General features: G+C 69.1%; 21 protein-coding genes and 3 pseudogenes. 12 read left to right on the top strand and 12 right to left on the bottom strand.

What is annotated here, in order from left to right:
- Positions 1 to 314 (top strand): annotated as a pseudogene (locus AC07EJ_RS44850) (hypothetical protein); the annotation flags it as partial.
- Positions 315 to 786: 472 nt separating this feature from the next.
- On the opposite strand, the gene AC07EJ_RS44855 reads toward AC07EJ_RS44850, so the two are convergent.
- Positions 787 to 1,587 (bottom strand): helix-turn-helix transcriptional regulator, encoded by an 801-nt coding sequence (locus tag AC07EJ_RS44855; RefSeq protein ID WP_389490198.1) that lies wholly within the window; start codon positions 1,585 to 1,587, stop codon positions 787 to 789.
- A 110-nt stretch (positions 1,588 to 1,697) separates the two neighbouring features.
- Here AC07EJ_RS44855 and AC07EJ_RS44860 point away from each other — a divergent pair, with 110 nt between their 5' ends.
- Complete coding sequence (locus AC07EJ_RS44860) at positions 1,698 to 2,435, top strand: SDR family oxidoreductase (protein ID WP_389490200.1); 738 nt, start codon at positions 1,698 to 1,700, stop codon at positions 2,433 to 2,435.
- Positions 2,436 to 3,251: 816 nt separating this feature from the next.
- Here AC07EJ_RS44860 and AC07EJ_RS44865 read toward each other — a convergent pair.
- Positions 3,252 to 4,067 (bottom strand): annotated as a pseudogene (locus AC07EJ_RS44865) (IS5 family transposase).
- A gap of 45 nt (positions 4,068 to 4,112) precedes the next feature.
- Complete coding sequence (locus tag AC07EJ_RS44870; RefSeq protein ID WP_478886435.1) at positions 4,113 to 4,697, bottom strand: DinB family protein; 585 nt, start codon at positions 4,695 to 4,697, stop codon at positions 4,113 to 4,115.
- 5 nt (positions 4,698 to 4,702) lie between these two features.
- Here AC07EJ_RS44870 and AC07EJ_RS44875 point away from each other — a divergent pair, with 5 nt between their 5' ends.
- The 3 genes from AC07EJ_RS44875 to AC07EJ_RS44885 all read left to right on the top strand — a co-directional run bounded on the left by AC07EJ_RS44875 (position 4,703) and on the right by AC07EJ_RS44885 (position 5,431).
- Positions 4,703 to 4,831: a hypothetical protein gene (locus tag AC07EJ_RS44875; RefSeq protein ID WP_389490204.1), complete on the top strand. Its 129-nt coding sequence runs from the start codon at positions 4,703 to 4,705 to the stop codon at positions 4,829 to 4,831.
- A 110-nt stretch (positions 4,832 to 4,941) separates the two neighbouring features.
- Positions 4,942 to 5,082 (top strand): hypothetical protein, encoded by a 141-nt coding sequence (locus AC07EJ_RS44880; RefSeq protein ID WP_478886436.1) that lies wholly within the window; start codon positions 4,942 to 4,944, stop codon positions 5,080 to 5,082.
- A gap of 142 nt (positions 5,083 to 5,224) precedes the next feature.
- On the top strand, positions 5,225 to 5,431 hold the full coding sequence (locus AC07EJ_RS44885) for a LexA family protein (RefSeq protein WP_389490206.1): 207 nt from the start codon (positions 5,225 to 5,227) through the stop codon (positions 5,429 to 5,431).
- 85 nt (positions 5,432 to 5,516) lie between these two features.
- Here AC07EJ_RS44885 and AC07EJ_RS44890 read toward each other — a convergent pair whose 3' ends face one another.
- A complete protein-coding gene (locus AC07EJ_RS44890; protein ID WP_393588610.1) occupies positions 5,517 to 5,675 on the bottom strand; it encodes a hypothetical protein in 159 nt (52 codons plus the stop codon).
- Positions 5,676 to 6,338: 663 nt separating this feature from the next.
- Here AC07EJ_RS44890 and AC07EJ_RS44895 point away from each other — a divergent pair.
- From AC07EJ_RS44895 to AC07EJ_RS44920, 6 genes are all read left to right on the top strand, one after another.
- Positions 6,339 to 6,659, top strand: coding sequence for a GYD domain-containing protein (locus AC07EJ_RS44895; RefSeq protein WP_389490211.1), 321 nt, complete (start codon positions 6,339 to 6,341; stop codon positions 6,657 to 6,659).
- Between the two features lie 193 nt (positions 6,660 to 6,852).
- Entirely contained in the window at positions 6,853 to 7,041 is a 189-nt protein-coding gene (locus AC07EJ_RS44900) for a hypothetical protein (RefSeq protein ID WP_389490213.1), read from the top strand.
- A gap of 497 nt (positions 7,042 to 7,538) precedes the next feature.
- Positions 7,539 to 8,987 (top strand): hypothetical protein, encoded by a 1,449-nt coding sequence (locus AC07EJ_RS44905; RefSeq protein WP_478886437.1) that lies wholly within the window; start codon positions 7,539 to 7,541, stop codon positions 8,985 to 8,987.
- 129 nt (positions 8,988 to 9,116) lie between these two features.
- On the top strand, positions 9,117 to 10,406 hold the full coding sequence (locus AC07EJ_RS44910) for an AAA family ATPase (RefSeq protein ID WP_478886438.1): 1,290 nt from the start codon (positions 9,117 to 9,119) through the stop codon (positions 10,404 to 10,406).
- Positions 10,403 to 11,842, top strand: coding sequence for a vWA domain-containing protein (locus AC07EJ_RS44915; protein WP_478886439.1), 1,440 nt, complete (start codon positions 10,403 to 10,405; stop codon positions 11,840 to 11,842). The genes AC07EJ_RS44910 and AC07EJ_RS44915 overlap by 4 nt, the downstream gene beginning before the upstream one ends.
- A 991-nt stretch (positions 11,843 to 12,833) precedes the next feature.
- Positions 12,834 to 13,241, top strand: a complete 408-nt coding sequence (locus tag AC07EJ_RS44920; protein WP_389490222.1) for an STAS domain-containing protein — start codon at positions 12,834 to 12,836, stop codon at positions 13,239 to 13,241.
- A 215-nt stretch (positions 13,242 to 13,456) separates the two neighbouring features.
- On the opposite strand, the gene AC07EJ_RS44925 is transcribed toward AC07EJ_RS44920, so the two are convergent.
- The 3 genes and pseudogenes from AC07EJ_RS44925 to AC07EJ_RS44935 form a co-directional block, all read right to left on the bottom strand.
- Positions 13,457 to 13,630, bottom strand: coding sequence for a hypothetical protein (locus AC07EJ_RS44925; RefSeq protein WP_384259458.1), 174 nt, complete (start codon positions 13,628 to 13,630; stop codon positions 13,457 to 13,459).
- A 204-nt stretch (positions 13,631 to 13,834) separates the two neighbouring features.
- Positions 13,835 to 14,150 (bottom strand): annotated as a pseudogene (locus tag AC07EJ_RS44930) (helix-turn-helix domain-containing protein); the annotation flags it as partial.
- A 357-nt stretch (positions 14,151 to 14,507) separates the two neighbouring features.
- Positions 14,508 to 15,110 (bottom strand): TetR/AcrR family transcriptional regulator, encoded by a 603-nt coding sequence (locus AC07EJ_RS44935; RefSeq protein WP_393588602.1) that lies wholly within the window; start codon positions 15,108 to 15,110, stop codon positions 14,508 to 14,510.
- Positions 15,111 to 15,182: 72 nt separating this feature from the next.
- Here AC07EJ_RS44935 and AC07EJ_RS44940 point away from each other — a divergent pair, with 72 nt between their 5' ends.
- A complete protein-coding gene (locus AC07EJ_RS44940) occupies positions 15,183 to 16,010 on the top strand; it encodes a class I SAM-dependent methyltransferase (protein WP_389490227.1) in 828 nt (275 codons plus the stop codon).
- Positions 16,011 to 16,196: 186 nt separating this feature from the next.
- On the opposite strand, the gene AC07EJ_RS44945 is transcribed toward AC07EJ_RS44940, so the two are convergent.
- The 5 genes from AC07EJ_RS44945 to AC07EJ_RS44965 all read right to left on the bottom strand — a co-directional run bounded on the left by AC07EJ_RS44945 (position 16,197) and on the right by AC07EJ_RS44965 (position 21,534).
- On the bottom strand, positions 16,197 to 17,066 hold the full coding sequence (locus AC07EJ_RS44945) for a PP2C family protein-serine/threonine phosphatase (RefSeq protein WP_478886440.1): 870 nt from the start codon (positions 17,064 to 17,066) through the stop codon (positions 16,197 to 16,199).
- An 874-nt stretch (positions 17,067 to 17,940) separates the two neighbouring features.
- On the bottom strand, positions 17,941 to 18,342 hold the full coding sequence (locus AC07EJ_RS44950) for a tautomerase family protein (protein WP_393588596.1): 402 nt from the start codon (positions 18,340 to 18,342) through the stop codon (positions 17,941 to 17,943).
- A gap of 243 nt (positions 18,343 to 18,585) precedes the next feature.
- Positions 18,586 to 19,347: an SDR family oxidoreductase gene (locus AC07EJ_RS44955; RefSeq protein WP_389490233.1), complete on the bottom strand. Its 762-nt coding sequence runs from the start codon at positions 19,345 to 19,347 to the stop codon at positions 18,586 to 18,588.
- 38 nt (positions 19,348 to 19,385) lie between these two features.
- Positions 19,386 to 20,996, bottom strand: a complete 1,611-nt coding sequence (gene mdlC, locus AC07EJ_RS44960) for a benzoylformate decarboxylase (protein ID WP_478886441.1) — start codon at positions 20,994 to 20,996, stop codon at positions 19,386 to 19,388.
- Positions 20,997 to 21,327: 331 nt separating this feature from the next.
- Positions 21,328 to 21,534 carry a hypothetical protein gene (locus AC07EJ_RS44965; RefSeq protein ID WP_478886442.1) on the bottom strand — a complete coding sequence of 69 codons (207 nt, stop codon included), beginning with the start codon at positions 21,532 to 21,534 and terminating at the stop codon, positions 21,328 to 21,330.
- Positions 21,535 to 21,696: the final 162 nt, after the last annotated feature.

The raw sequence follows: 21,696 nt of genomic DNA on the forward strand, positions 1-21,696 counted from the left end.
ACCACATGAACATGGTCACGCTGCCGGTCAGCTACGACGCCCAGGACGCCGGCCGCGTCCTGCCACTGACCAAGGCGTCCCACCAGGTCTGGCAGTCTGGCAGGCCCTGCGCGAAGACCGTCCGATCCCGAAGTCCGCGACCGAGAACTCGGTCGCCGCGCGGACCGGCGCGGTCAGGAACTCGCGTCACGTCGGGCCGCACCGCGCGCCGGTCGGCGGCGCAGCGCTGCCGCTCGACGAGTCCGGCCTCTTCGAGTTTCTGCAGCGTCCTCGCGGTCGATGTGAGCAACTGGCTGCGGCCGGACGCCCCCTAGGGCCCCTCGTTTGGACCATGCCGGGCTCGCGGGGCCTGGTGCCGCACCTCGCCGCGTTGTCGTCACTCGCCGACTCCCCCAAGCTCTCGACTGCGCTCGAGCAGGGGGACACCCCCAGGCCCCCGCTCCCTGATCCGGCCTGATCCAAACGAAAGACCCTAGGCGCCGACGGAGCATCACTCTGACCCGCGGCGGCACCATGCCTGTCGCGGCAGCGAGCTCGGTGACCCGGCGCGGCCCCGGTTCGAGCGCGTCGAGCAGGGGTGCCTGGCTGCGCGTGACCCCGAACTCCCCTGCCCGGAAAAGGGCTTGGGCCAGGTGACCCAGCCCCCGCAGTAGGCCGCGAGCGGCGCCTTCGACGCGCTGGGCCTCGACGGCGTCGGGTGACCCCGAAGATAGGTGCACACTGAAGGCATGTGCATGCCACGGGTAACCATCCAGCCGGGCCCCTGCTCCCGGCGACCGCGTGGCCCTACGCCCCCGATCCGCCCGTCTCTGCGTAGATCACCAGCGTCCGCTCCGGCTGTCCGGCCACGTGGAACGCGGTGTAGTCGTACGTGACCACGCCGCGCGACGGACTCCGCAGCCGCTTGCGTCCGCCCCGGCGCGCCTCGACCTCGAACCGGGGCCACCAGTCCCGTACTTCGGGGCTGCCCGCGTGGAGTTCGTCGACGAGTCGCGCGTAGCGGGGATCGCCCGGATGCCCGCCGGCCAGCGTGCGCACCCGGGCGAGCAGGCCCCGCGCCTCGGGCTCCCAGTCGACCAGCACCTCCCGTGCCAGGGGCTCCAGAAAGACCCAGCGCACGAAGTTGGGCCGCCGGGCGTCCTCGGTGACCAGGCGCGGGAACACCTCTTCCGTCGCTCCGTTGTGACTGAGCACGTCGTACGTGCCGTCGATGACGTACGCGGGATGCGGCTGGAGCAGCAGCGGGACGGCTGCGACCTCCGGGGCGAGCGGCTCCACGTCGGGGATGTCGGCCGCCGGCGCGCGCCCGGAGAGCTGGAACAGGTGGTCGCGCTCGTGCGGCGCGAGCCGCAGGGCCGTGGCGAGCGCGTCCAGGACCTGGTCGGAGGCGCGGATCTCGCGGCCTTGTTCCAGGTACGTGTACCAAGTGGCGCTCATTCCTGCGAGCAGGGCCAGCTCCTCCCGCCGCAGCCCCGGGGTCCGGCGCCGGCCGGTCGACGGCAGTCCCGCCTCGACCGGCGTGATCCGCGCCCGGCGGCTGCGCAGGAACGCACCGAGTTCACGACGTCGCTCCGCCGTCTCGGGCATGGCCCTATCACCTCTGGTTCCAGAATAAATGGGCTCTGGATACCAGGCTAAACCCGGACCACACTGACAGAGAAGCCGGAATAGAACCGGCGAGAAGTGAGGAGAAGGCGATGTCAGGCATTACGGGCAAGGTCGTGGCCATCACGGGGGCGAGCAGCGGCATCGGCGAGGCGACCGCACTGCTGCTCGCGGAGCGCGGAGCGCGCCTCGTCCTCGGAGCGCGCCGCTCGGAGCGGCTGGAGGAACTGGTCGCACGCATCGAGAAGGCCGGCGGCGAGGCCGTGCAGATCCGTACGGACGTGACCCGCCTCGACGACGTACGAGCCTTGGTCGGGCTCGCGGGGGAGCGGTTCGGCCGGCTCGACGTACTCATCAGCAACGCTGGGGTGGGCACCATCTCGCCCCTGGACGATCTGCGCACCGCCGAGTGGGACCACATGGTCGACGTCAACATCAAGGGCGTTCTGCACGGCATCGGCGCGGCACTGCCCGTCTTCCGGGCCCAGGGCGGCGGCCACTTCGTCACGACGGCGTCCACGGCCGCGTTCCGCGTCGCACCGGCGATGGCCGTCTACGCAGGAACGAAGATCGCGGTGCGGGCCATCTGCGAGGGCCTGCGCCAGGAGGCGGGTCCCACGGTACGGGTGAGTACCGTCTCGCCCGGGGTGATCGACACGGACTTCCCCGAGGCGTCGACGAACGAGCGGGTCCGCGCCGAGATCGCCGGGATGCGGGACCGGGTCGCGATCCCGCCCTCGGCGATCGCCCGGGCCATCGCGTTCGCGATCGAGCAGCCCGCCGACGTGGACGTCAACGAGATCGTCGTCCGGCCGACCGCGCAGGCCTGAGCGGCGCACCCCTGCCGAATACGTGCTTGGCGTGCGATTTCTTCCAGACGGTCACCCTGACTGGAGCGCGGCTGTACGTGTTCGCAGTGATCGAGCATGCCAACCGTCGGATGCGGATCCTGAGCGTGACCGCGCACCCGTCGGGAGCCTGGGTGGTGCAGGCCGCGAAGAATCTCGTGATGGACCTGGAGGACACGGGCTGCCGAGCAAGGTTCGTGTTCAGCGGAGTCCAGATGCCGCGAATGGTTGTGCTGGCGAGGCGCTGTGCCGGGACGGTGGGAGCACGGCGAACACCAGCACGACCTTGGTCCTGGTGCAGCGGGTTTACGTCAGTGCCGCTCGTCGTACGCAACGAGCACGGCCTTGATCCCGTCTTCCCAACTTGCGAAGTACCCCCGGATCTTCGTGAGCGACACCGCCTGCTCCGTACGCACACCGTCCATCACGTAAGGGTTGCAGAAATTGCCCGACGTCCCGGTCCCGACCACCTGCCCCACCCTGGTGAACCCGCAGTCTTTCGGGTTCGGGTCGGTACACACGAAGACGAAGACGTCCGTTCCGCCAGGCATCTCGTCGGGTGAGACGAGGAACAGACCCCGCTTTTCACCTCGTCCCGCACACGACGATCGATCTTCGACACGTCCAAGAACGCCATTGCCTCGCTCGGTCCGGCTGCCAGGGCCACCCCACTAGTGACCGATGACAGTCTGAGCGGCGAGGGGGAATAGCGACACGAGACAGCTTCAAGTTGGCTTGAAAGCAGGAAAAGTGACACGACGCTCGGCTCCTCGCCCGGGAGGAGCCTGAGAGGGTGTCTCACGTGGCAAGTTTCGCGAGCTTCTTGTAGCAGGTCAGGGCGGCGGCCAAGCCGAGGAAGGCGAGGAAGCGCGAGCCCTTTCGTTCGTATCGGACGGTGAGGCGCCGGTAGCCGAAGAGCCAAGCGATCGACCGTTCGGTCTTCCAGCGGTGCCGGCCGAGGCGTCTGCCGGACTCGATGCCGGGCCGCGCGATGCGCGCGACGAGCCCGAGCTCGCGCAGTCAGGCCAGGTGTTCGGCGGAGAAGTACACCTTGTCCGCGCTGAGTTTGACGGGTCGGCGCCGCCGTGGTCCCCGGCGGGACCGGACGGCGGGTATGCCGCGGATGAGCGGATTGAGGGCGAGGCTGTCGTGCATGTTCGCGCCGGACACGGCGACGGCGAGCGGGATGTCCTGGGCGTCGGACAGCACGTGCAGCTTGCTGCCCTTCTTGCCGCGATCGACCGGGTTCGGCCCGGTCAGCGATCCCCCTTTTGGCGCGAACGGAGGCCGCGTCGACGATCGCCTAGGTCCAGTCCACCTCGCCCCGGGCCCCGAGTTCGTCCAGCACCGCCCGGTGTAGCCGACGCCACAGGCCGGCCTCGGTCCATACCGTGAAGCGGCGATGCGCGGTGGCGGGCGACGTGCCGAACGTCGGCGGCAGATGCCGCCAGGCGCAGCCGCTGGTCAGCGCGTACACATTGCCGTGAACACGGCCCGCTCGTCACACGGAGCGGTCCCGCCACCTTGCGGACGAGCAGCGAACGACGGCAGCAACGGGGCGGCCAGCTCCCCGAGTTCATCAGGAACCAGACGCTTCGATGGATCAGCACCCACGACCGGCATCAGGCCGCACGAACATCAAGTCACGTGAGACAACCTCTAAGCCTTGATGGGTGAGGCCGACCTGGCGGCCTGCTCGATCTTCGCGCAGTGGGCTGCACGGGCTTCCTCGTCGATCTGCTTCTCGTGTTCGGCGCGCAACCCGGTCCGGCCGTCGAGACCCTCGCGCAGGATGTCGGCGTGCCCGGCATGCCGGATGGACTCGCTGAGGACATGGACCATGATGGCGAACAGGTTCGTGTTGGGATAAGGCTCCGGCCACCACGGCACGTGGCCGGGGGCGTCGAGGGGAAGCTCGTTGATCGTCGCGTCCGAGTGTTGCCACGTGCGCCGGTAGAACCCGATGATCTGATCGCGGGTCTCGTCCTCGGTCGCCCACTGATCGCTGCCGTCGGAGTCCTGCCACCGGGGCAGCGGTTCCGGGGAAGGGCGGTCGAAGACCTCGCCGAAGTACCTGGCCTCGACGGTGGCCACGTGTTTGACCAGGCCGAGGAGGTTGGTCCCGGTCGCTGTCAAAGGTCGGCGGGCGTCGTATTCGGACAAGCCGTCGAGTTTCCAGAGCAGCGCCTTGCGGTCCCGCCGCAGTCTCCCGTGCAGGTTGTCTTTCGCGAATTCATCGATCATGCGGCATGAGCCTGCCATGGGCTGCTCGTGGCCTCAAGATCCCGTACGTGGTCCGCAACGACTGGCAGAGCCGAGGCCTGGCCATGGCCGCCGCCCTGACCTGCTGCAAGAAGCTCGCGACACTTGCCACGTGAGACACCCTCTCAGCAGTCAGAACGCCTGAAGATCAGGAACGTTGCCAGATGGATACGGAGCGCTATATATCCTATCGCCGTAGCTATGCGAGAACAGGGCCGTGAAGGACATGTCCGCAGTACTCGAAGCTCTGACTGACCGCGATCCGGGCCGGCGGGACGTCGCCGCCGCCTCGCTCGGGGATCTCCTGCGCGGCACCACTCTCGACGCCGATACGGCTCGCCTCGTCGTTGGGCGTCTGGTCAGCTGACCGTCAACGAACCCGTCACCCGGGTTCGGGAGTCCGCTCTGAACGCGGTCAGTGAGGCGTTCAACCACCGCCGCCTGCCCCTTGACCTCGTCAAGCCGCTGGCCACTGCCATGTCTTGGGAATCACGGAGCGCCGGCGGTCGGTGCTCGCTGCGAGCCGCGCTCGCATCGCCGACCACGGCGAGGCCGCCACGGTGCGAGAGGTCGCCGCGGCCGTCGGCCTGGCCAGTCCTTCGTCGACGCTGTACCAGCTGCGCCGCCTTGAGGAGGCCGGGATCGTTCGGCTCGCTCGGGCGCCGGCTCGCGGGACTACCGGCTCAGCTGACGTCCGACGACGCCCGCCCCATTGACACGTTCCCCTCAGTGGAGCGTGACCAGGCGCAGACTGCGCACCCCGGCCCGTCACCCGACAGGGGCAGCCCTGACAAGGCTCAGTTATCTGGCCAGGACGACGTAGATGGCCAGGGCAAGGACTATGAGCGCGGCCATCGCGAGAAATTTGCCGATGGGAGCCTTCCCCTCGATGCGGTCGCGGCGATCCTGCGCGTGGGCCTGAATTTCCGCTGCATCATGTTGCCATTGGTTGGGAAACATGGCGCCTCCTGTAGTGGCTGTGATCCAGCATCTTGTCGCTCAACTGCCACCATGCGGCAGGCGAGTTGGTGAGCATGCTGCCCCACCTGCCCTACATGACCCCAGAACTTGACGAGAGGTTGAGGAGTAGAAACCTTTGCTCCACGCCCCGGCGAATGGCTTGCTACCCGCTGCCATCTCCACCGCGGTCACGCCGATGCTTCTGGCAAGGGCTCCGTGGCGCGGACAGTCGAGCGCCCGATGCTTTGGCGAGCGTTGGGGGCTCCCATCCCGCCCACCATCGACCCGGGCAGAGCCGAGCAGACGCGGCCTCTGGCGTCCAGGTCGTTCGTACGCTGGCGCGCTCCAGCTGGACGCCAGGAACCACGCCCGCTCCACAGATGTGTGGGTCGACGGTGGACGACATGGAAGCGGGGGAGAGTGGTGGGTTGAGGTGGTGGACGATGTGCCGTTGGAAGGCGAAGGTCTCTTCGCCGCTGCTCGACCGACCGTCGGTTGACACCCTGCCATCAGCAGACAGAGCCACCACTGCAATTCATGATGCCGCGTCAGCGGAAAAATTCAGGTTCTAACGAGTGAACCCAGCAGTTCCGCGCGTAGCGGCCGATGTGAAAGCGGGAAGGCCATTCCACACCGGACAAACGATGGGCAGGAAGCATCCCTATGCCGAAGTTCCTCATCCAGGCCACCTACACGCCCGAGGGCACCAAGGGGCTGCTCAAGGATGGCGCGAGTAGCCGTCGCGCCGCCGTCGACCACGTCGTCACCAACCTCGGCGGGCAGGTCGAGGCCATGTACTTCACCTTCGGGGAGGACGACATCGTGCTCATCGTCGACTTCCCCGACCCGGTCTCCATGGCCGCCGTCAGCCTCACCGTCAAGGCCAGCGGAGCCCTCCACACGCGGGCCACCCCTCTCCTCACCCTCGACGAGATCGACGAGGCCGCCCGTCGGCAAGTCGCCTTCCGCTCCCCTGGCGCGTGAGCCCGGGACCCTTGGCCCCCCCGGTACCCGGTACCCGGAACCGACCAGGCAGCGTGGCCTGACATCACCGGCTGACATCAACGGTGCCGGACGCCGGCAACTTCGGGTGCCAGAACGGACGGGGACTCACGGGGATCGGGGTCCGCAGGGGTGCGGGGACCGAGAGGCTGTCGCTCTGGATCCCGATCGGCCAGTGAAGTGGGTCAGCGTCGGCGAGGCCCACGAGATGCCACGCCCAGAGATCGTTCTCGGGTTCCACGGCCTGTGCCTCGTGAAGCCTGTGGATGACGACGACTGGTACATGGACAGCCTGTACGACAACGGCAGCATCGACTGTCGGACCGCCTACGGCGACCTGTACGAGGCGCTACGTGGCCTCTAGGAACTTGCGCCACGGCTCCGCGTGCGAGGCGCACCGAGTGTCTAGCTGCGTGACAACCACGACGCACAACCACGACGCACAACCACGACGCACAACCGCGAACAACCGTGGACGTCAGCGGACCATCAGCCCAGGTGGCAGGCACAACAGCCCAAGGAGATCGAGCGCCCCGAGTTGCTTCGGGACGAAGCAGTCACGTGGAAAAGCGTGAGAAGCCGAGCCGTAACGGTCGTACGGTCATGTTGTCCCGGCAGCAGGCGCTCGGAGGCGTCCGGCGCAAGCCGAACCGGTGGGAGCAAGAGGCGGCTCACGCGGCGGCCGCACGCGTGGCGCACGGTCGGCGTCCGTGCCGCGGCCGGTACGTATGTAGACGGCCGGACCGCGGACGGGCGGTTCGAAAGGGACTGACAGATGGTCTTCGGTGTGGTTACGATGCCCGCGATGAACACCTTCTTCTCATTGGGATCGGAGGAATCGTCCGCGCAAGGTGAGTGCTGATGGCACATCACTTCACGCAGGAGATTCCGGCCCACCTGTTGATGTGGCAGCGCGTACGCGAGTACGCCGTGCCACCGTCCATGATCGAGACCGCGACCGCGCGCCGTGCGGCCGGTGACTGGGCTGGGGCCTGTGCCGCCGCCCGCATCGACGTAGACCTCGATCTGCGCGCCGTGCGCGACCGCCACGGCACCGATATCGCCACCCGTATCCGTGCAGATCTGCGCAGGCTCGCGCCCGATCTGCTCCGCTGGCACATGCCCAGGATCGCCCCCGACGGGCGCCTGAGGCCCGGCCTCACCATCTCCTTGGCCCGTTACGGGAAGTGCGGCGGAACACCGCCGCACCTCGTGGTGCGGACACCGCCCGCCCACGCGGACGCCGGACAGCGGATGTCGCTGGACGTGTGGGAGAGGTCGGCGAACGACCGTCCCGCGTACCGTCCGTACCTCCATCCGCATCCACATCCCGACCGGCGTTTCCGGCTCGATCTGCACCGGCACCTCTGGGATTCGGGACGGAGCGGCGAACTGGCGCGGCGCGAAGGTGCGCCGTCCGTGGCGCCCCCCGGCCGGCCCGCCCTTCACGACTCGCCCTGGGCAGTGGCCGGCTGGGCCGCCGAGGCGGAGTTGCTGTTGCGGGCCGAGGGGCGCTCTCGTGGGGCCTTCACCGTACGGCTCGGAGCGCGCAGTCGTGCCGTGCTCGAACTCGTCGCCCCCGACGACAGCCACGCGCCGACGTTCCGGCCGCTGCGGGAGACACTGCCCCCGCAGGAAGTCGCGGCGCTGCCCGTGCTGCCTGAGGCGGCGGCACGGATTCTTCCGGATCTGGAACTGCTCCGGGCCGGGCTGATCGAGGTCGGGCGGCTGCATCCGCTCGTGGCCCCGGCGGTGCAGGGAGACGGCCCGAAGCCCGTGTCCGGCCGCGCCCCCGAGCCCGGCGACCCGCACCGGGTGGAGTGCCGGGGCGAGGTCCATCGCATCGCGCTGCGCGACGGGGTGCTGAGCGCGGTCGATCACGACCCGGACCAACTCCGCCGAGAGGACCTGCTGGTGGCGCTCGGAGGTACGGCGCTGCCCTGCCTACGGGCGATCGACGCGGTGCACCGCAACCCTGAGGCCCTTCCCTCCGTACGGGAACGGCTCCGCCACGGTGACGTCACCGGTGCGCTCGCCGTGGTCGAGGGGCTGCTCGGTCCCGGTGCGATGCTGCGCGACGGGCCGCTCAGGGAGGAACTGGAGTCGGCCGCGATCCGCCGCATCGATCACGGGCTCTTCCGCGCGGGGCTGGCCGACGTACCCGCCGGCCCCGGCGAACCACGGGGCGGGCACGCTTCGGGCGCGCGGCACACGGAAGCGGGCCACCGACCCCGGCTCGGCCGCGACACGTCCCTTGCAGTGCGCCGCAAGCGCGGCAGTCGTGGTCGGCCTCGTACCGGTCAGATCTGATCCGCCCTCACTCACCAATCGGCTGACTCGCCGAAGTCCCCTTCACGCAAGGCGCGTTGCGCGCCGCAGGCCCTCACGTACTCAGGAACGGCACGCGCCGTTCCCCTCTCCCACTCCAGGTGATGCCCCATGACTTCCAGCACCGTCCTGCCCGTCCTTGCCCTCGCCCCCGCCACCGCAACCCCCGAGACCGATACGGACCTGGCCCTCGCCACCCGTCTCCTCTCCCTCCTGCGGACAACCACCACCGAGCCGCGCCCCGACGAACAGCTCGAAGCGCTCACCCTGGCCGTCGCCGCCGACCTGCCCGTGCTGCTCTGGGGCGAGCCGGGCATCGGCAAGACCGCTGCCCTGACGCAGCTCGCCGCCTCGCTCGACCTGCCGCTCACGACGGTGATCGCCAGCGTCCACGAGCCGTCCGACTTCTCCGGGCTGCCCATCGTCGGCGACGATCCGGCTGTGCAGGGCGTGCCGATGGCGCCGCCGCAGTGGGCCGTCGAACTCGTACGCGCCGGTCGGGGGCTGCTCTTCCTGGACGAACTCTCCACCGCCACCCCAGCCGTCCAGGCCGCACTGCTGCGCGTAGTCCTGGAACGGCAGGTCGGAGCGCTCCAGCTCCCGCCAGACGTAAGGATCGTGGCCGCCGCCAACCCGCGCGCCTCGGCAGCAGACGGGTGGGAGCTGAGCCCGCCGCTCGCCAACCGCTTCGTGCACCTGAACTGGGTGCACGACCGGGACGTGGTGGTACGCGGCCTCGGCGGGGTCTGGCCCCGGGCGGAGCTGCCCCGGCTCGCTCCGGAACGTCTGACAGAGGCGGTGACGTTCGCCCGGCACGCGGTCTGCGGATTCCTGAGGGCCCGGCCGACGCTGATCCACCGGCTGCCGACCTCCGAGACGCGGCGCGGCGGTGCGTGGCCGTCGCCCCGGAGCTGGGAGGCCGCGCTGACCCTGCTCGCCTTCGGCACGGCGGCCTCCGTCTCCCGGGACGTCCTCGCGCTGCTGGTACGGGGCGCGGTGGGGGACGGGCCGGGGCTCGAACTCCTCGCCCACCTCGACCGGATGGACCTGCCGGACCCGGAGTCGCTGCTCGCCGACCCGGCCACCGCTGAGCTGCCGGAGCGGGGCGATCTGCGGCAGGCAGCGCTGGAGGGGGTGGTGGCCGCCGTCGGGGCACGGCCGGAGCGGCACCGATGGGAGGCGGGCTGGGCCGTGCTGGTCAGGGCCCTGGAGACCGGAGCCCCGGATCTCCTGGTCGCCCCGGCGGCGGCGCTGGCCGGGCTGCGACGAGACGACTGGGAGGTGCCGGTGGCGGTGGAACGGCTGGCCGGGGTTGTCGGGCTCGCCCGGACTGCGGACCGGTCGGTGGAACGGGTCGCGGCAGCGGCCGACGCCCGTCGCGTGACGGGGGCGCGCCGATGACGGCAGCCGCAAACCACCCCGGACCGCGCCCGCTCCCGCGATCGGCGACGGCTGCCGCGCAGCGCCCGGGACCGCGCCCGCTGCCGCGCCCCATGTCCCCGCCCGCGCCCCCGCGCCCGGTGCGGGCGACACCCGCGGAGCGACCGGACCGCTCCGCAGGGCCCGCCGACCGGCCCGGACTCCCGCTGGACCGGGAGAAGTTGCTCGCTGCCCGGCTGCACGCGGTGAGGGTCCGCCCGTACCTGGCCGACGCGCTTTTCGCGCTGCATGTGGTGGAGGACCGTGCGGTGCCGACGATGGCGGTCGACGTGCACTGGCGCTGCTACGTGTCGCCCGGATTCGTGGCTCGCACACCGCTGGAGGAACTGGCGGGTGTCTGGGTGCACGAGGTCTCCCATCTGCTCCGTGACCACCACGGGCGCGGCGAGCGGTATGCGCGGGAGCATGAGGAGTCCGGGCCGGGCGAGCGAAGCGAGATGGGGGTCCCCCCGGCCGAAGGCTGGGGGAGGCTGCGTCGGAACATCGCCGCCGACTTCGAGATCAACGACGACATCTACGGTGACGGACTGCCCCGGCCCTTCGGGGCGGTCGTGCCGTCGCTGTTGCGACTGCCCGACGGTCTGCTGATGGAGGAGTACCTGCGGACGGCCTCGATGTCCGGGCTCGGCGCGGAACTGGCCTGGCTGGACTGCGGCAGTGGTGCCGACGGGCACGACCGGTCGTGGGAGCTGGGGCCCGGCGGGGCGAACGGACTCACCCGGCAGCAGCGAGACGCGGTTCGCTTCCGGGTCGCGGAGGGCATCAAGGGCCGGCCCGGCACCGCGCCGGAAGGGTGGCGGCGGTGGGCCGACGAGGCGTTCCAACCGCCGCAACCGTGGCGGCAGTTGTTGGGCGCGGCAGTCCGCTCGGCGGCGAGTGCGCCCGGAGTGGGGGAGAACCACACCTACCGGCGTCCGTCCCGCCGTTCGTCGAGCGTCCCTGGAGTGGTTCTGCCGAGCCTTCGCCGTATGCCGCCCCGCGTCTGCGTCGTCATCGACACCTCCGGGTCGGTGAGCGACGCCGAGCTGGGCAGCGCGCTCCTCGAGGTCGCGGCGATCTCGCGGGCCGCCGGCGGGCGGCGCGACCTGGTCTCGGTGATCTCCTGCGACGCGGCGGCCGGCGTCGCCGTCCCGCTCTGCCGTGCCGAGAGCCTCGAGCTGCTCGGCGGCGGCGGAACCGATCTGCGCTCCGGTTTCGCCCGGGCGCTCCGTTCGCGGCCCCGCCCCGACGTGATCGTCGCCCTGACCGACGGGCAGACGCCGTGGCCCTCCGGGCAGCCGCCCTGCCGCACAGTCGTCGGCCTGTTCCCGCGACCCGCCCGCGCCACGGACGAGGACGACCCCGACTACGTACCGGACACCCCGCCGTCCTGGGCGCGCGTCGTCACCATCGGTTGAGGCAGGCAGCAGGAGCCCGTCGCTCAGCGGCGAGGAATTGCCGGCGGCGATCGTCCCGGCCGGCCGGAAAGGGGGCTTGTGACCTGCCAGTTTCTCGATCGGTACGGATGACGAGGTCGTCGGAAAACCCCTCGTCCCAGGCGCTGGCAGGGCACCCCGGTCGAGCGGATCCTCGTGGCAGGTGCCGGGATCGGCGCCGGCTACGGCCCGACCAGCGCCTCGTCACCGGCGGGGTGGCCGCGGTCGGGTCCCCGGGGCACGCATGTCTTGCGCGAGCCACACGTCGCCGCGGCGTTGCGCCTGCCGAAAACCGTGGCCATGTTCTGGTCGCCTGGGTGACCCACACCGCGGTCGGGTGCGCGGTGGTGTCCAGGGTGCGGACGCGGCGGGTGGCGTGCTCGATGACGGCGAGGACATGCTGGCGCCGCCCGGTCAATGTGATGGTCTCGAGGAAGTCCATCGCCAGGAGGGCGCAGGCTTGGGAGCGCAGGAAGTCGGCCCAGTTGGTGCTGCTGTGTTGCGGTGCGGGGTCGATGCCGGCTGCGTGGAGATCTCCCAGGCCGTGGACGGGGCGATCGGGTGGTTGAGGCGGGCGAGTTCGCCCTGTATCCGGAGGTGGCCCCAGTTGCTGTTCTCCCGGGCCAGGCGCAGGATGAAGTGTTCGAGCGGCACAGGGTCCGGACCAACCGCTTCGCAGCGGGGGCGGAGCTGATGACCCGCAAGGCCGGGGTGGCCGACCGGTCCGGAAGGGCACCGTCATGGCCGAAGAGATCGTCTTGGGCGCCGCCAAGAATGTGGACCACGGCCGGGAGCTGCTCTCGCCGAGCGGCTGACCAGGAGGCCGGTGACCAGTACGTGAGACCAGTGGTGGCGGGCAACGCCGTTCACGTGAACTGGCCCTTGCGCAAGCCTTGATCGGGCACGGGCCGACGGTCTCCACCACACGCTTCTGGGCATCCCACGCCGCCTGGAGACGTGAGGAGGGATGGCAATGCGAACGAACATCATCCGGCACGAGAAGATGATGGTGAGCTACGACGTGGTCAATGGCTGGACCGTCATCGAGGTCGACGGTGAGGTCGATGCCCACACCGCCCCCATGATCCGCGAAGGCGTGATCAAGCTCCTCAATGAGGGACACCGTCGTTTCGTCCTGGACCTGGGCTTTGTCACCTTCATGGATTCGATGGGGCTGGGAATGATCGTGGCGATCACCAAACGCCTCCGTGAACACGAAGGCGCACTGCGTATCGCGTCCGCCTCCAGCCGGGTACTGAAGATCTTCGCCCTGAGCGGCATGCGCGAGAGCTACGAAATCCTCCCCTCGACGGCGGAAGCGACGGCGTCTGCTCCCTTGCCTGGCAGCCTCGCGAACTGGCCGCATCCATCCTCCGGCTGAGGAGGGCGCCAACCACTGTGTGTCGGGTGTTCGGCAACTTGGGGGTCCAGCGTCCTCCGGTGCCGGGGCTCCCTGGCGGTGAGCTGCCGAGATGATTACCTCGACCTCGACCATGTCTGCCCGGAATGCCGGCCACACCGCTGTCGCAGGAATCCAGGAGCCCGCCGTTGCACTTTGGTTCGGTGCAACGGCGGGCCGCGTCGGCGGGGGTGTTACTACAGCTCCCGCTCGATCTGGTGCTCGCTCACCTTGTCTTCGCGCAGGGTCGCCTCGTTCTGGACGGCATAGCGCGTCTGTGCCCCGCTGCCCTCGGTGCTGCGGATCTCACCCCGCTGAAGCTCGTCCTGCTGGTCCCGGTACTCCACTTGCTGTCCCTTGCGGTAGGGCATGGGGATCTCCAAATCTCGTGTGTGTCGACGAGGGCCGGCCCCGCGCGTTCGGCAGCGGGCGCCCTGCCCTCTTGGCGCCCGCGACTATCGCCAGGCGCACTCATAGCCCACCCCCAACTCCGCCCTACGGCAATTGCTGCGGGCCGAATGGATGATGCCTCGCCCTGTGGGTGCCGGAAAGTAGGTCCCATGCAGGTCATGCAGCATGTTCACGCCATGGCGACGGCGCTTGTGCGAGTAGCCGGCCCGGCTGTCGCCCACCCGGTCGCACTCGGCGAGCGTCCCGTCGAGCAGCACGTACTCCGGTTCGTGCTCGCGCAGGACCTTCAGTACCCCGGGCTCCCGGGCGGCCAGGTGCCCACCGCGGCGGTGTAGGCGTGGGCGGCGTCGACCGAGATCCCGAAGCCGGCGGCTATCTGGGCCAGGGCGTCGTGCTTGCGCAGGTACACGAGAGCGACGAGCGCGCGTTGGTGCGGTGGGAGCTTGCAGCGGCGGCCACGTCGCGGGTGACGATGACCATCGTGACCCACTCGACCAGCGCATGAGGCAGGTCGAGTGCGGCAGGTCGGAAACCAACGAGGCGCCTGCGCCGATGAGTTGAGGCTTCGAACGCCTCTCTCAGCGACGCGGGTGCCTCGTGCGGTGCGCCCTCGCTGGCTTCGTTGACGTCAAGCAGCAGAGTCTGTCCATCAGTTGGGGAGGCAATGGGCGGTCTGCAAGGCGGTGAATGTTCATGAGAAATGACGTCACTTCGTGCGACGGGGCGGGTCCTGCAGTCCTGGTCCGGACAGCAGGGAACTAGTAACCCATCGGTCCCCTTCAGGGCTTCAAGGCGAGCAAGGGCCGCGCAGAGAGTGCAGTTGGTATCACAGTGACCTCAAGTCGGTCGTCGTTGCACGGCATCGGCGATGACTGCTGTCACGAGCTTGTTGACGACTGCCGTGGCTGGCGGGCCGGGCTCGCGGTCTGTGAACACGAGATGCCCGCCTCCGACCAGGGAGAGGGTGAGGGAGTCGATGTCGGCGTCGGCCGCGATGCGGCCCAGTTCACGCTCGTCGGCCAGATAGGCGGAGATCGCAGTCGTGGCCTGGCCAAGGATCGCAATTCCGCCTCCGGGCCTGGCTTGCCGCAGCCGTGCGCGCAGCTCGTCCCGGAAGGTGATGAGCGGAATGATTGCCATCGGGATCGGCCCGAACAGGGTAGTCAGCGCGTCGGTGAGGTTATCGGCCACCGTGCCGGTGCCGGCGGACTCGCGCAGCACACTCGCCTGCGTCTCGAGCTGCGCGGCCCGGTCGAGCACGAGGTCGGTGAGGAAGGCGTCGAAGTCGGTGAAGTGCCGGTGCAGGACTCCTTTGGCGCAGCCCGCCTCGTCAGTGACGGCCCGGCTGGTCAGCCCGTTCGGTCCGTCCCGCAGAAGCACGCGTTCGGCGGCGTCGAACAGTTGCTGCCGCGCGTCGTGAAGGTGCACCCCAGTCGGCATTCACAGATCCTCTCGTGCCTTACCCCGCCGGCATCCGTTGCCCAGTGGGCATGTGCCCACTAAGGTGGGCATATGCCCACCTTACCGCGAGAGCAACCAGAACCGTCCCCAGCGCAGCCGCACGAGGCCCGGCGCATGGCCGAGTCGTTCGGCGTAGACGCACAACGCTACGACCAGGCCCGGCCCGGCTACCCCGCCGCGTTGGTGACGCGGATCGTCGCCGAGGCCCCCGGGCCTGACGTGCTCGACGTCGGCTGCGGCACCGGCATCGCAGCCCGCCAGTTTCAGGCCGCCGGTTGCACTGTGCTCGGTGTCGAGCCCGATGCGCGGATGGCCGACTTCGCGCGAGCCCGTGGCCTGCAGGTCGAAGTGGGGACCTTCGAAACCTGGCAACCAACCGGCCGGACGTTCGACGCGGTCATCGCCGCCCAGTCGTGGCACTGGGTGGATCCGGTCGCCGGGGCCGCAAAGGCGGCACGTGTGCTACGTCCAGAGGGACGGCTGGCGATCTTCGGGCACGTGTACGAGCCGCCCGCCGAGGTGGCTGAACCGTTCGCCGCTGCCTACCGGCGGGCAGTGCCCGACTCCCCGCTCAACGGACAACCGGCCCGACGTCCGCTCGATCTCTACCAGGCGGGATACGCGAAGTTCGCCGACAAGATCTGCGAGGCCGGACAGTTCAACGATCCCGAACAGTGGCGATACGACTGGGAGCAGTCCTACACGCGCGACCAATGGTTGGACCTGCTGCCCACCACCGGCGGCCTCACTCAACTCCGTCCCGCTCAGCTGGCCGAAATACTGGACGCGGTCGGGGGCGCCATCGACTCCCTGGGTGGACGGTTCACCATGAACTACACCACCCTGGCCGCGACCGCCGTACGCGCTGACACCTCCTGAGTCCATCCGCCAAGTCGCCGCCGACCCAGGAATCCGTGATGAAGGCCGGGCGGGCGGGTTCAGCGCCGCATCGTCCGGCCCGTGCTCAGACGGAACCCGGGCTCAGACGGAACAGGAAACCGGTGTGGCGGTCGGAAGAAGAGGGCGATGGCCGCGAGAGGAAGTGCGGTGTGCGGCCCGGCCGTTTCAGATGAGGGACATGGCGAGTACGGCCTGGTCGTCTCCCTCGGAGGCGGCCGACCAGTTCCTGGTGTCGGTCTCCAGGAACGCCACGACCGCCTCCGGATCCGTGCTCTGTGTGCCGCGGAAGTGTTCGGTGAGCCGTTCCAGGACGGGGTAGAAGTCGCCGTCGGAGTTGCGGGCCTCGCTGATGCCGTCCGTGTAGAGGACGAGGACTTCGCCGGGCGTCAGCTTGTGCAAGGTCGTCAGCCCCGGGACAGGAGAGAGCTCTTTGAGTCCGAGAGGGAGTGCGGGGGCTGTCGTCAGGATGCGGGCGCCGTGGGCGCCGACGGCGATCGGGGGCGGGTGGCCGCGGTCCATGATGCGTACGGTGTCCTGGTCGAGTTCCAGGACCAGCGCAGTCACGAACAGCTCGGGGTCGCCGACTGTTGTGCGTGTCACGTTGCGGTCGAGGCTCAGCTCCAGGCGATCCGCGAGGAGGGGGAGATCTTTCCATTCGTGCGCGGACACCCGGAACCCCCCCAGGACCGCGGCCACCGCCTGCACCGCGTCCAGTCCCTTACCCCGCACGTCGCCGATGATCGCCCGTACTCCGAACGGTGTCTCACACACGTCGTAGAGATCACCACCGACCAGCGTGCCTCCCTCCCCGGCTGTGTAGTAGGCGGCGGCGCGCACATGTCCGATCCGGGGCGGTACGGGCCGCAGCAGGGTCCGCTGCAAGGCCTCCGCCACCGAATTCGCCCGGATCAGATGCTTCTGCGCGCGCTCCCGCTGCACAGAGAGCATGACGCTGACCACGCCGATGAGGAACGTGGCCACATACAGCGCCACATGGTGCTGCTCGTCGAAGTGGCCCGGACGTCGCCACGCCATCAGCATCTGCAGTCCTAGACACACCACCACCGAAAATGCGGTGCCTCTGGGCCCGCGCGTCGCGGCGACCAGCGGGGGAACGCCCGTGAGTAGGAAACTGACGGGCTCCCGCCCGCCCAGGGCGGCCTCCGAGATCAAGTCCAGGCCCACCGCCGCGAACGGCAGCCACCACACCCACCCGCGACTCCCCACAGACAGCCGCTCACCCGGCGAAGAGGATTCCAAGGACACCTGCGCACTGTAGAACCACACCACCCGCCCCACCGCCCCGGCACGCGTGGCTTTGTCAGCCAGCTGAGGCCTGTTGTTCGGCGCGGGCGCGGGTGGTGCGAGGCGGCCGTCGATCAGGGAACCACGTTTCCAGAGGACGCCCTTGGAATCCTTGTCACGGGCTATCCGCACCATGCGGGGACCCGTGCGTGCCGAAGACGTGGGAGTGGTGGCCTGTCGGGGCGTCACTTCCCGGGAGGTCGCGGATGCCGTCACTCGACGCGGAACAGGTCGACCGCCTGGACATTCGCCGGCCCCACCGTCTCAGCGGCGCAACCCACGAGTACCGACACACCTGCTGAAGTGCACGGATAGGTTGTCGGACTGCTGGAACAGTACGAGCCCGCCATACCGGACCTCATTGAGCGTCGCGCGGTGACAGCAGGCCCCCTGCCGGCCACCCCGGCCGCACGTCCAGCCCTCGCCCGAGGCGACACAGCACGCTTCACAGCCGCAGGCGGCCACCAAGCGAGCGCCACCCATCCAACCCGCCGAGATCCTCCTATGGGACATGCACGCCACAGCCACCATGTGACCGAGCTCGGATCGGCACGGCCGGATGGCAGAGGCTCAGCCCAAGGACGCCGGACTCAGCCCCGACCGTTCAGGCTCCGGTCTGGCGCAACCACTCCTCTTCCTCGCCCGGTTCGGGCAGCACCCGCCCGCCCTCGACAGCGGATCGGGCAGGACCGTCCTGGAGCACCACCATGGTCCGGCTCTCGTCCACGCCCGAGATCCGGACCATCGCCGAGGACAGCTCTACGGCCAGTCTCGTCGCCTCTTCCTGGGGATGGCCTCGCCGTACCCAGCCCGTGAGGATCAGCGGTGTCGCCGGCTGCCCGCCCGCGAAGACACTGTCCGGTGGCAGCTCGGAGAAGACCACGTTGACGTAGGCCGGTGGCACGCGGTTGATGGCCACGTGGATCCGGGTGATCTCAGCTGCCAGCAGGGTCTTCGACTCGCTGGTCAGCGTCCCCTGGGTTGCAGTGCAGGTGTAGACAGGCATGGTGGCTCCTCGACAGTCCGGGGCATCCCGACCACAGAACGTCCGAGCCGTGAACAGGCAGCGGCTGTTGACGTCCCCTCGGCCAGGGATTTCGGTTGAAACGGTCCCCGTTCCCGATGGGGTGCTTGTAGGGATCAGTCCGGTCCGGAGCGCGGATGTCCGCAGAGGTCTACGACTCAGGCGTTGGCTCTCTGACACTCCATCGGTGTGACACGTTCGGCCGTGCCACTCGCCTGGCCCCTGTCAGAAGCCTCTGCGCACGCCTCCGTCGATCGGCAGCATCACTCCTGTCAGATACGACGCGGCGGGCGACAGCAGGAAGGCGGCGCTCCGGCCGAACTCGTCCGGGGTTCCGTAGCGGCGCAGGGGTACGCCAGCGGTCTCCCGCTCGAGGGCGGCGTTGATGTCGCCATTCCCCTCGTAGAGTTCGCGTACCCGGTCGGTTTCGATGTGGGCGGGCACGAGGCCGACGACACGGATGCCCCTTGGGCCCAACTCGTTCGCGAGACCCTTCGCGTAGCCGGCCAGGCCTGGCCGGAAGGCATTGGAGATCGCAAGGCCAGGGATCGGTTCGTACACGGAGGTGGAAAGGACGAAGCCGATGACACCCCCCTTGCCCAGCTCCGCCGCGACGGCACGGGACAGCCGCACCGCACCGAGGAAGACGGATTCGAATGCGGTGCGCCACTGGTCGTCGTCGATGGTGTCCGACGTACCTGTCGGCGGCCCGCCGACGCTGATGAGCACCCCGTCCAGACGCTGGAAGGCATCGTGTGCCGCAGCGATCAGCCGGTCCGGAGTCCCGGTGTCGGCGTTGTCGGCCGCGACACCGATGGCCCGCTCCGTGCCGCCGAGTTCCTCCTCGGCCGCGGCCACCGACTTCTCGCTGCGTCCGCTGACAACCACTCTCGCACCGTCCGCCACCAACTCGTGCGCGGCGGCCCTGCCCAGCCCACGGGTGCCACCGGTGACGATGTACACCCGGTCCTTCAGGCCGAGGTCCATGGCTGCTCTCCCCTCTCTGATCCTGAGGGCCGCATGGACTACAACATCGCCTTCTGGGGCTGCGTGGGCACCACGATGACAGTAGTGGTGTCGGCGGCCAGGGCCGCCTTGAACTCCCGCTCCAGGTCCTGAGTGGTCTCCACGTCGACCGCGCGGCAGCCGAAGCCACGGGCTACGGAGGCGATGTCCAGCCCGGGCAGGTCGAGTCCCGGAACGCCCGGGGTCTCCTCCAGCACCGCGAACGACTTGAGGATGGAGTACTCGTGGTTGTGCATGACCACGTACACGATCGGGAGGTTGTGCTGCGCCGCCGTCCAGATGGCCTGCACGGAGTATTGGAAGGAGCCGTCGCCGATCAGGCCGACCACCGGACGTCGGACACCCCTGTCCCGGTCGCCGAGCGCGACGCCCACCGCGGCAGGGGTACCCCAGCCGATCCCGCCGCTGGCCGTGGCGAAGAACGATCCGGTCCGGATGGTGGGGAGCCATTCGATCTGCTGCGCCATCGTGGAGGTCGATTCGTTGACGATGACCGCGTCGGGCGGCCGAACTTCGCTCAGGGTGGCGTAGACCTCGGGCGGGGTGAGCGGACTGTTCGGCTCCTGCGGCAGCTCGCGGGGCCGCATCATCGGCTCCGGAGCGGTTCGCGTCGATCCCTCCGTGACCATGTCCAGGAGCAGCTCGATCGCGATCGCGGGATCGCCCAGGAGGCTGTCGCCCACACGTGCCGCCGCGGCAACCGCCGGATTGCCGGTGATCTGCAGGAGTTCCGTGCCGTCGGGGAGGTAGTCGCCTGGCACGTAGGGGTAGTAGCGGAACACCTCGGCGCCGATCACGACCACTAGGTCGTGCCCGGTCAGCCGGTCGCTGATGGTCTTGACCGACATCCCCAGCGGGCCGCCGAACAAGGGGTGGTCCTCGGGGAAGGACGCACGGTCCAGCAGCGGGGCGCCGTAGACGGCCGCACGCAGCTTCTCTGCCAGGGAGACGGCGGCGTCCCATCCACCGCTGCGGTCGACCTCCGGCCCGAAGACCAGTGCGGGCCGGCTGCTGGCTGAGATGCGGTCGGCGAATGCGCGCAGCCGCTCGGTGCTGGGGGCGACGCGGTCGCTCACTGTCCGCACCCGGGTGAAATCGGACAGGGGCTCCTTCCAGTCGCCCATGGGAATCGACAGGTAGACCGGCCCAGTCGGCGGCTGCAACGCCTCCGCATAGGCGCGCATGAAGGCTTCCGGGACGTCTTCGGCGCGGGCCGGCTCATAGGACCACTTCACCCATGGCTTCGGCAGTGTGACGGCCTCACGGTTGCCGAGATACGGCTCCCCGATCAACAGGTCCCGATGCTGCTGTCCCGAGGTGATGATCAGGGGCGTGTTTCCGTGATACGCCGCGACCAGGTTGCCCATAGCGTTTCCCAGCCCGGCCGAGGAGTGCACGTTGACCAGTGCGGGGCGGCCGGTCACTTGGGCGAACGTATCGGCCATGGCGACGACGGACGCCTCCTGCAGCGCCAGGACGTACGTGAAGTCGTCGGGGAAATCCTGGAGGAAGGGCTGCTCGGTGGAGCCGGGATTGCCGAAGACCGTGGTGAGTTTCAGGGCCCGCAGCAGGTCATACGTCACGCTACGGACGGTGGATTGCTTTGCCATGGTGGCCATCTACTTTCCTGCTGGGACTGAGGGCTCAACGGGCCCGCCAGAGGGATGAGAGCTTCTCGGGGAAGGCGCGAATGCCTTCCTGGGCGTCGTGGGGACGCAAGAACTGGTGCGCCAGTCTGATCCTGCTGGACGAGAAGGGGCCCGTCGCGCAATGTGGTCCGTACGGTGACAGACCTGTATGAGGGCATGGCCCGGTTCGCCGAGGTCGCCGTCGACCCCGACCTCGGTGTCATCCCTGGCGCGTTCGCTCATCGGCAGCAGTCGCAGCATGGCGAACGCGTTGGTGACGGTCAGGTAGGCGAGACGAAGCAAGACGAGGCGCTCATCCTGCCGCAGCACCGCACAGACCCCTGAGCTGCACGGACGGCATTCTCGGCAGGCGCAAGGCCAGGTCGGCCAGGTCGCTGCGATTACCCAGCCCGACAACGCCGAGCTTGATGTCGTCCAAGGTGCCTTCCCTTTCGGGAGGATCCGACCCCAGCACGGCCAAGATGACCGGATGATAGATCAGGAACATATCCTGCTGCACGGTGGATTTGTGACTGATTCTGAGGAGGGTGGAGTAGCGCCGACCGTCAGGGTGGTCGTGCTCTCGGGGGCGCTGCGGCCGGTCAGGAGAAGGATGTTGCCCCGGTGAGAGGTGGGGTGGGGCGTCCGGTTCGGGGAGGGGCGGGTCTGGGCTCACCGAATC

Source organism: Streptomyces sp. NPDC045026, from assembly GCF_056432625.1.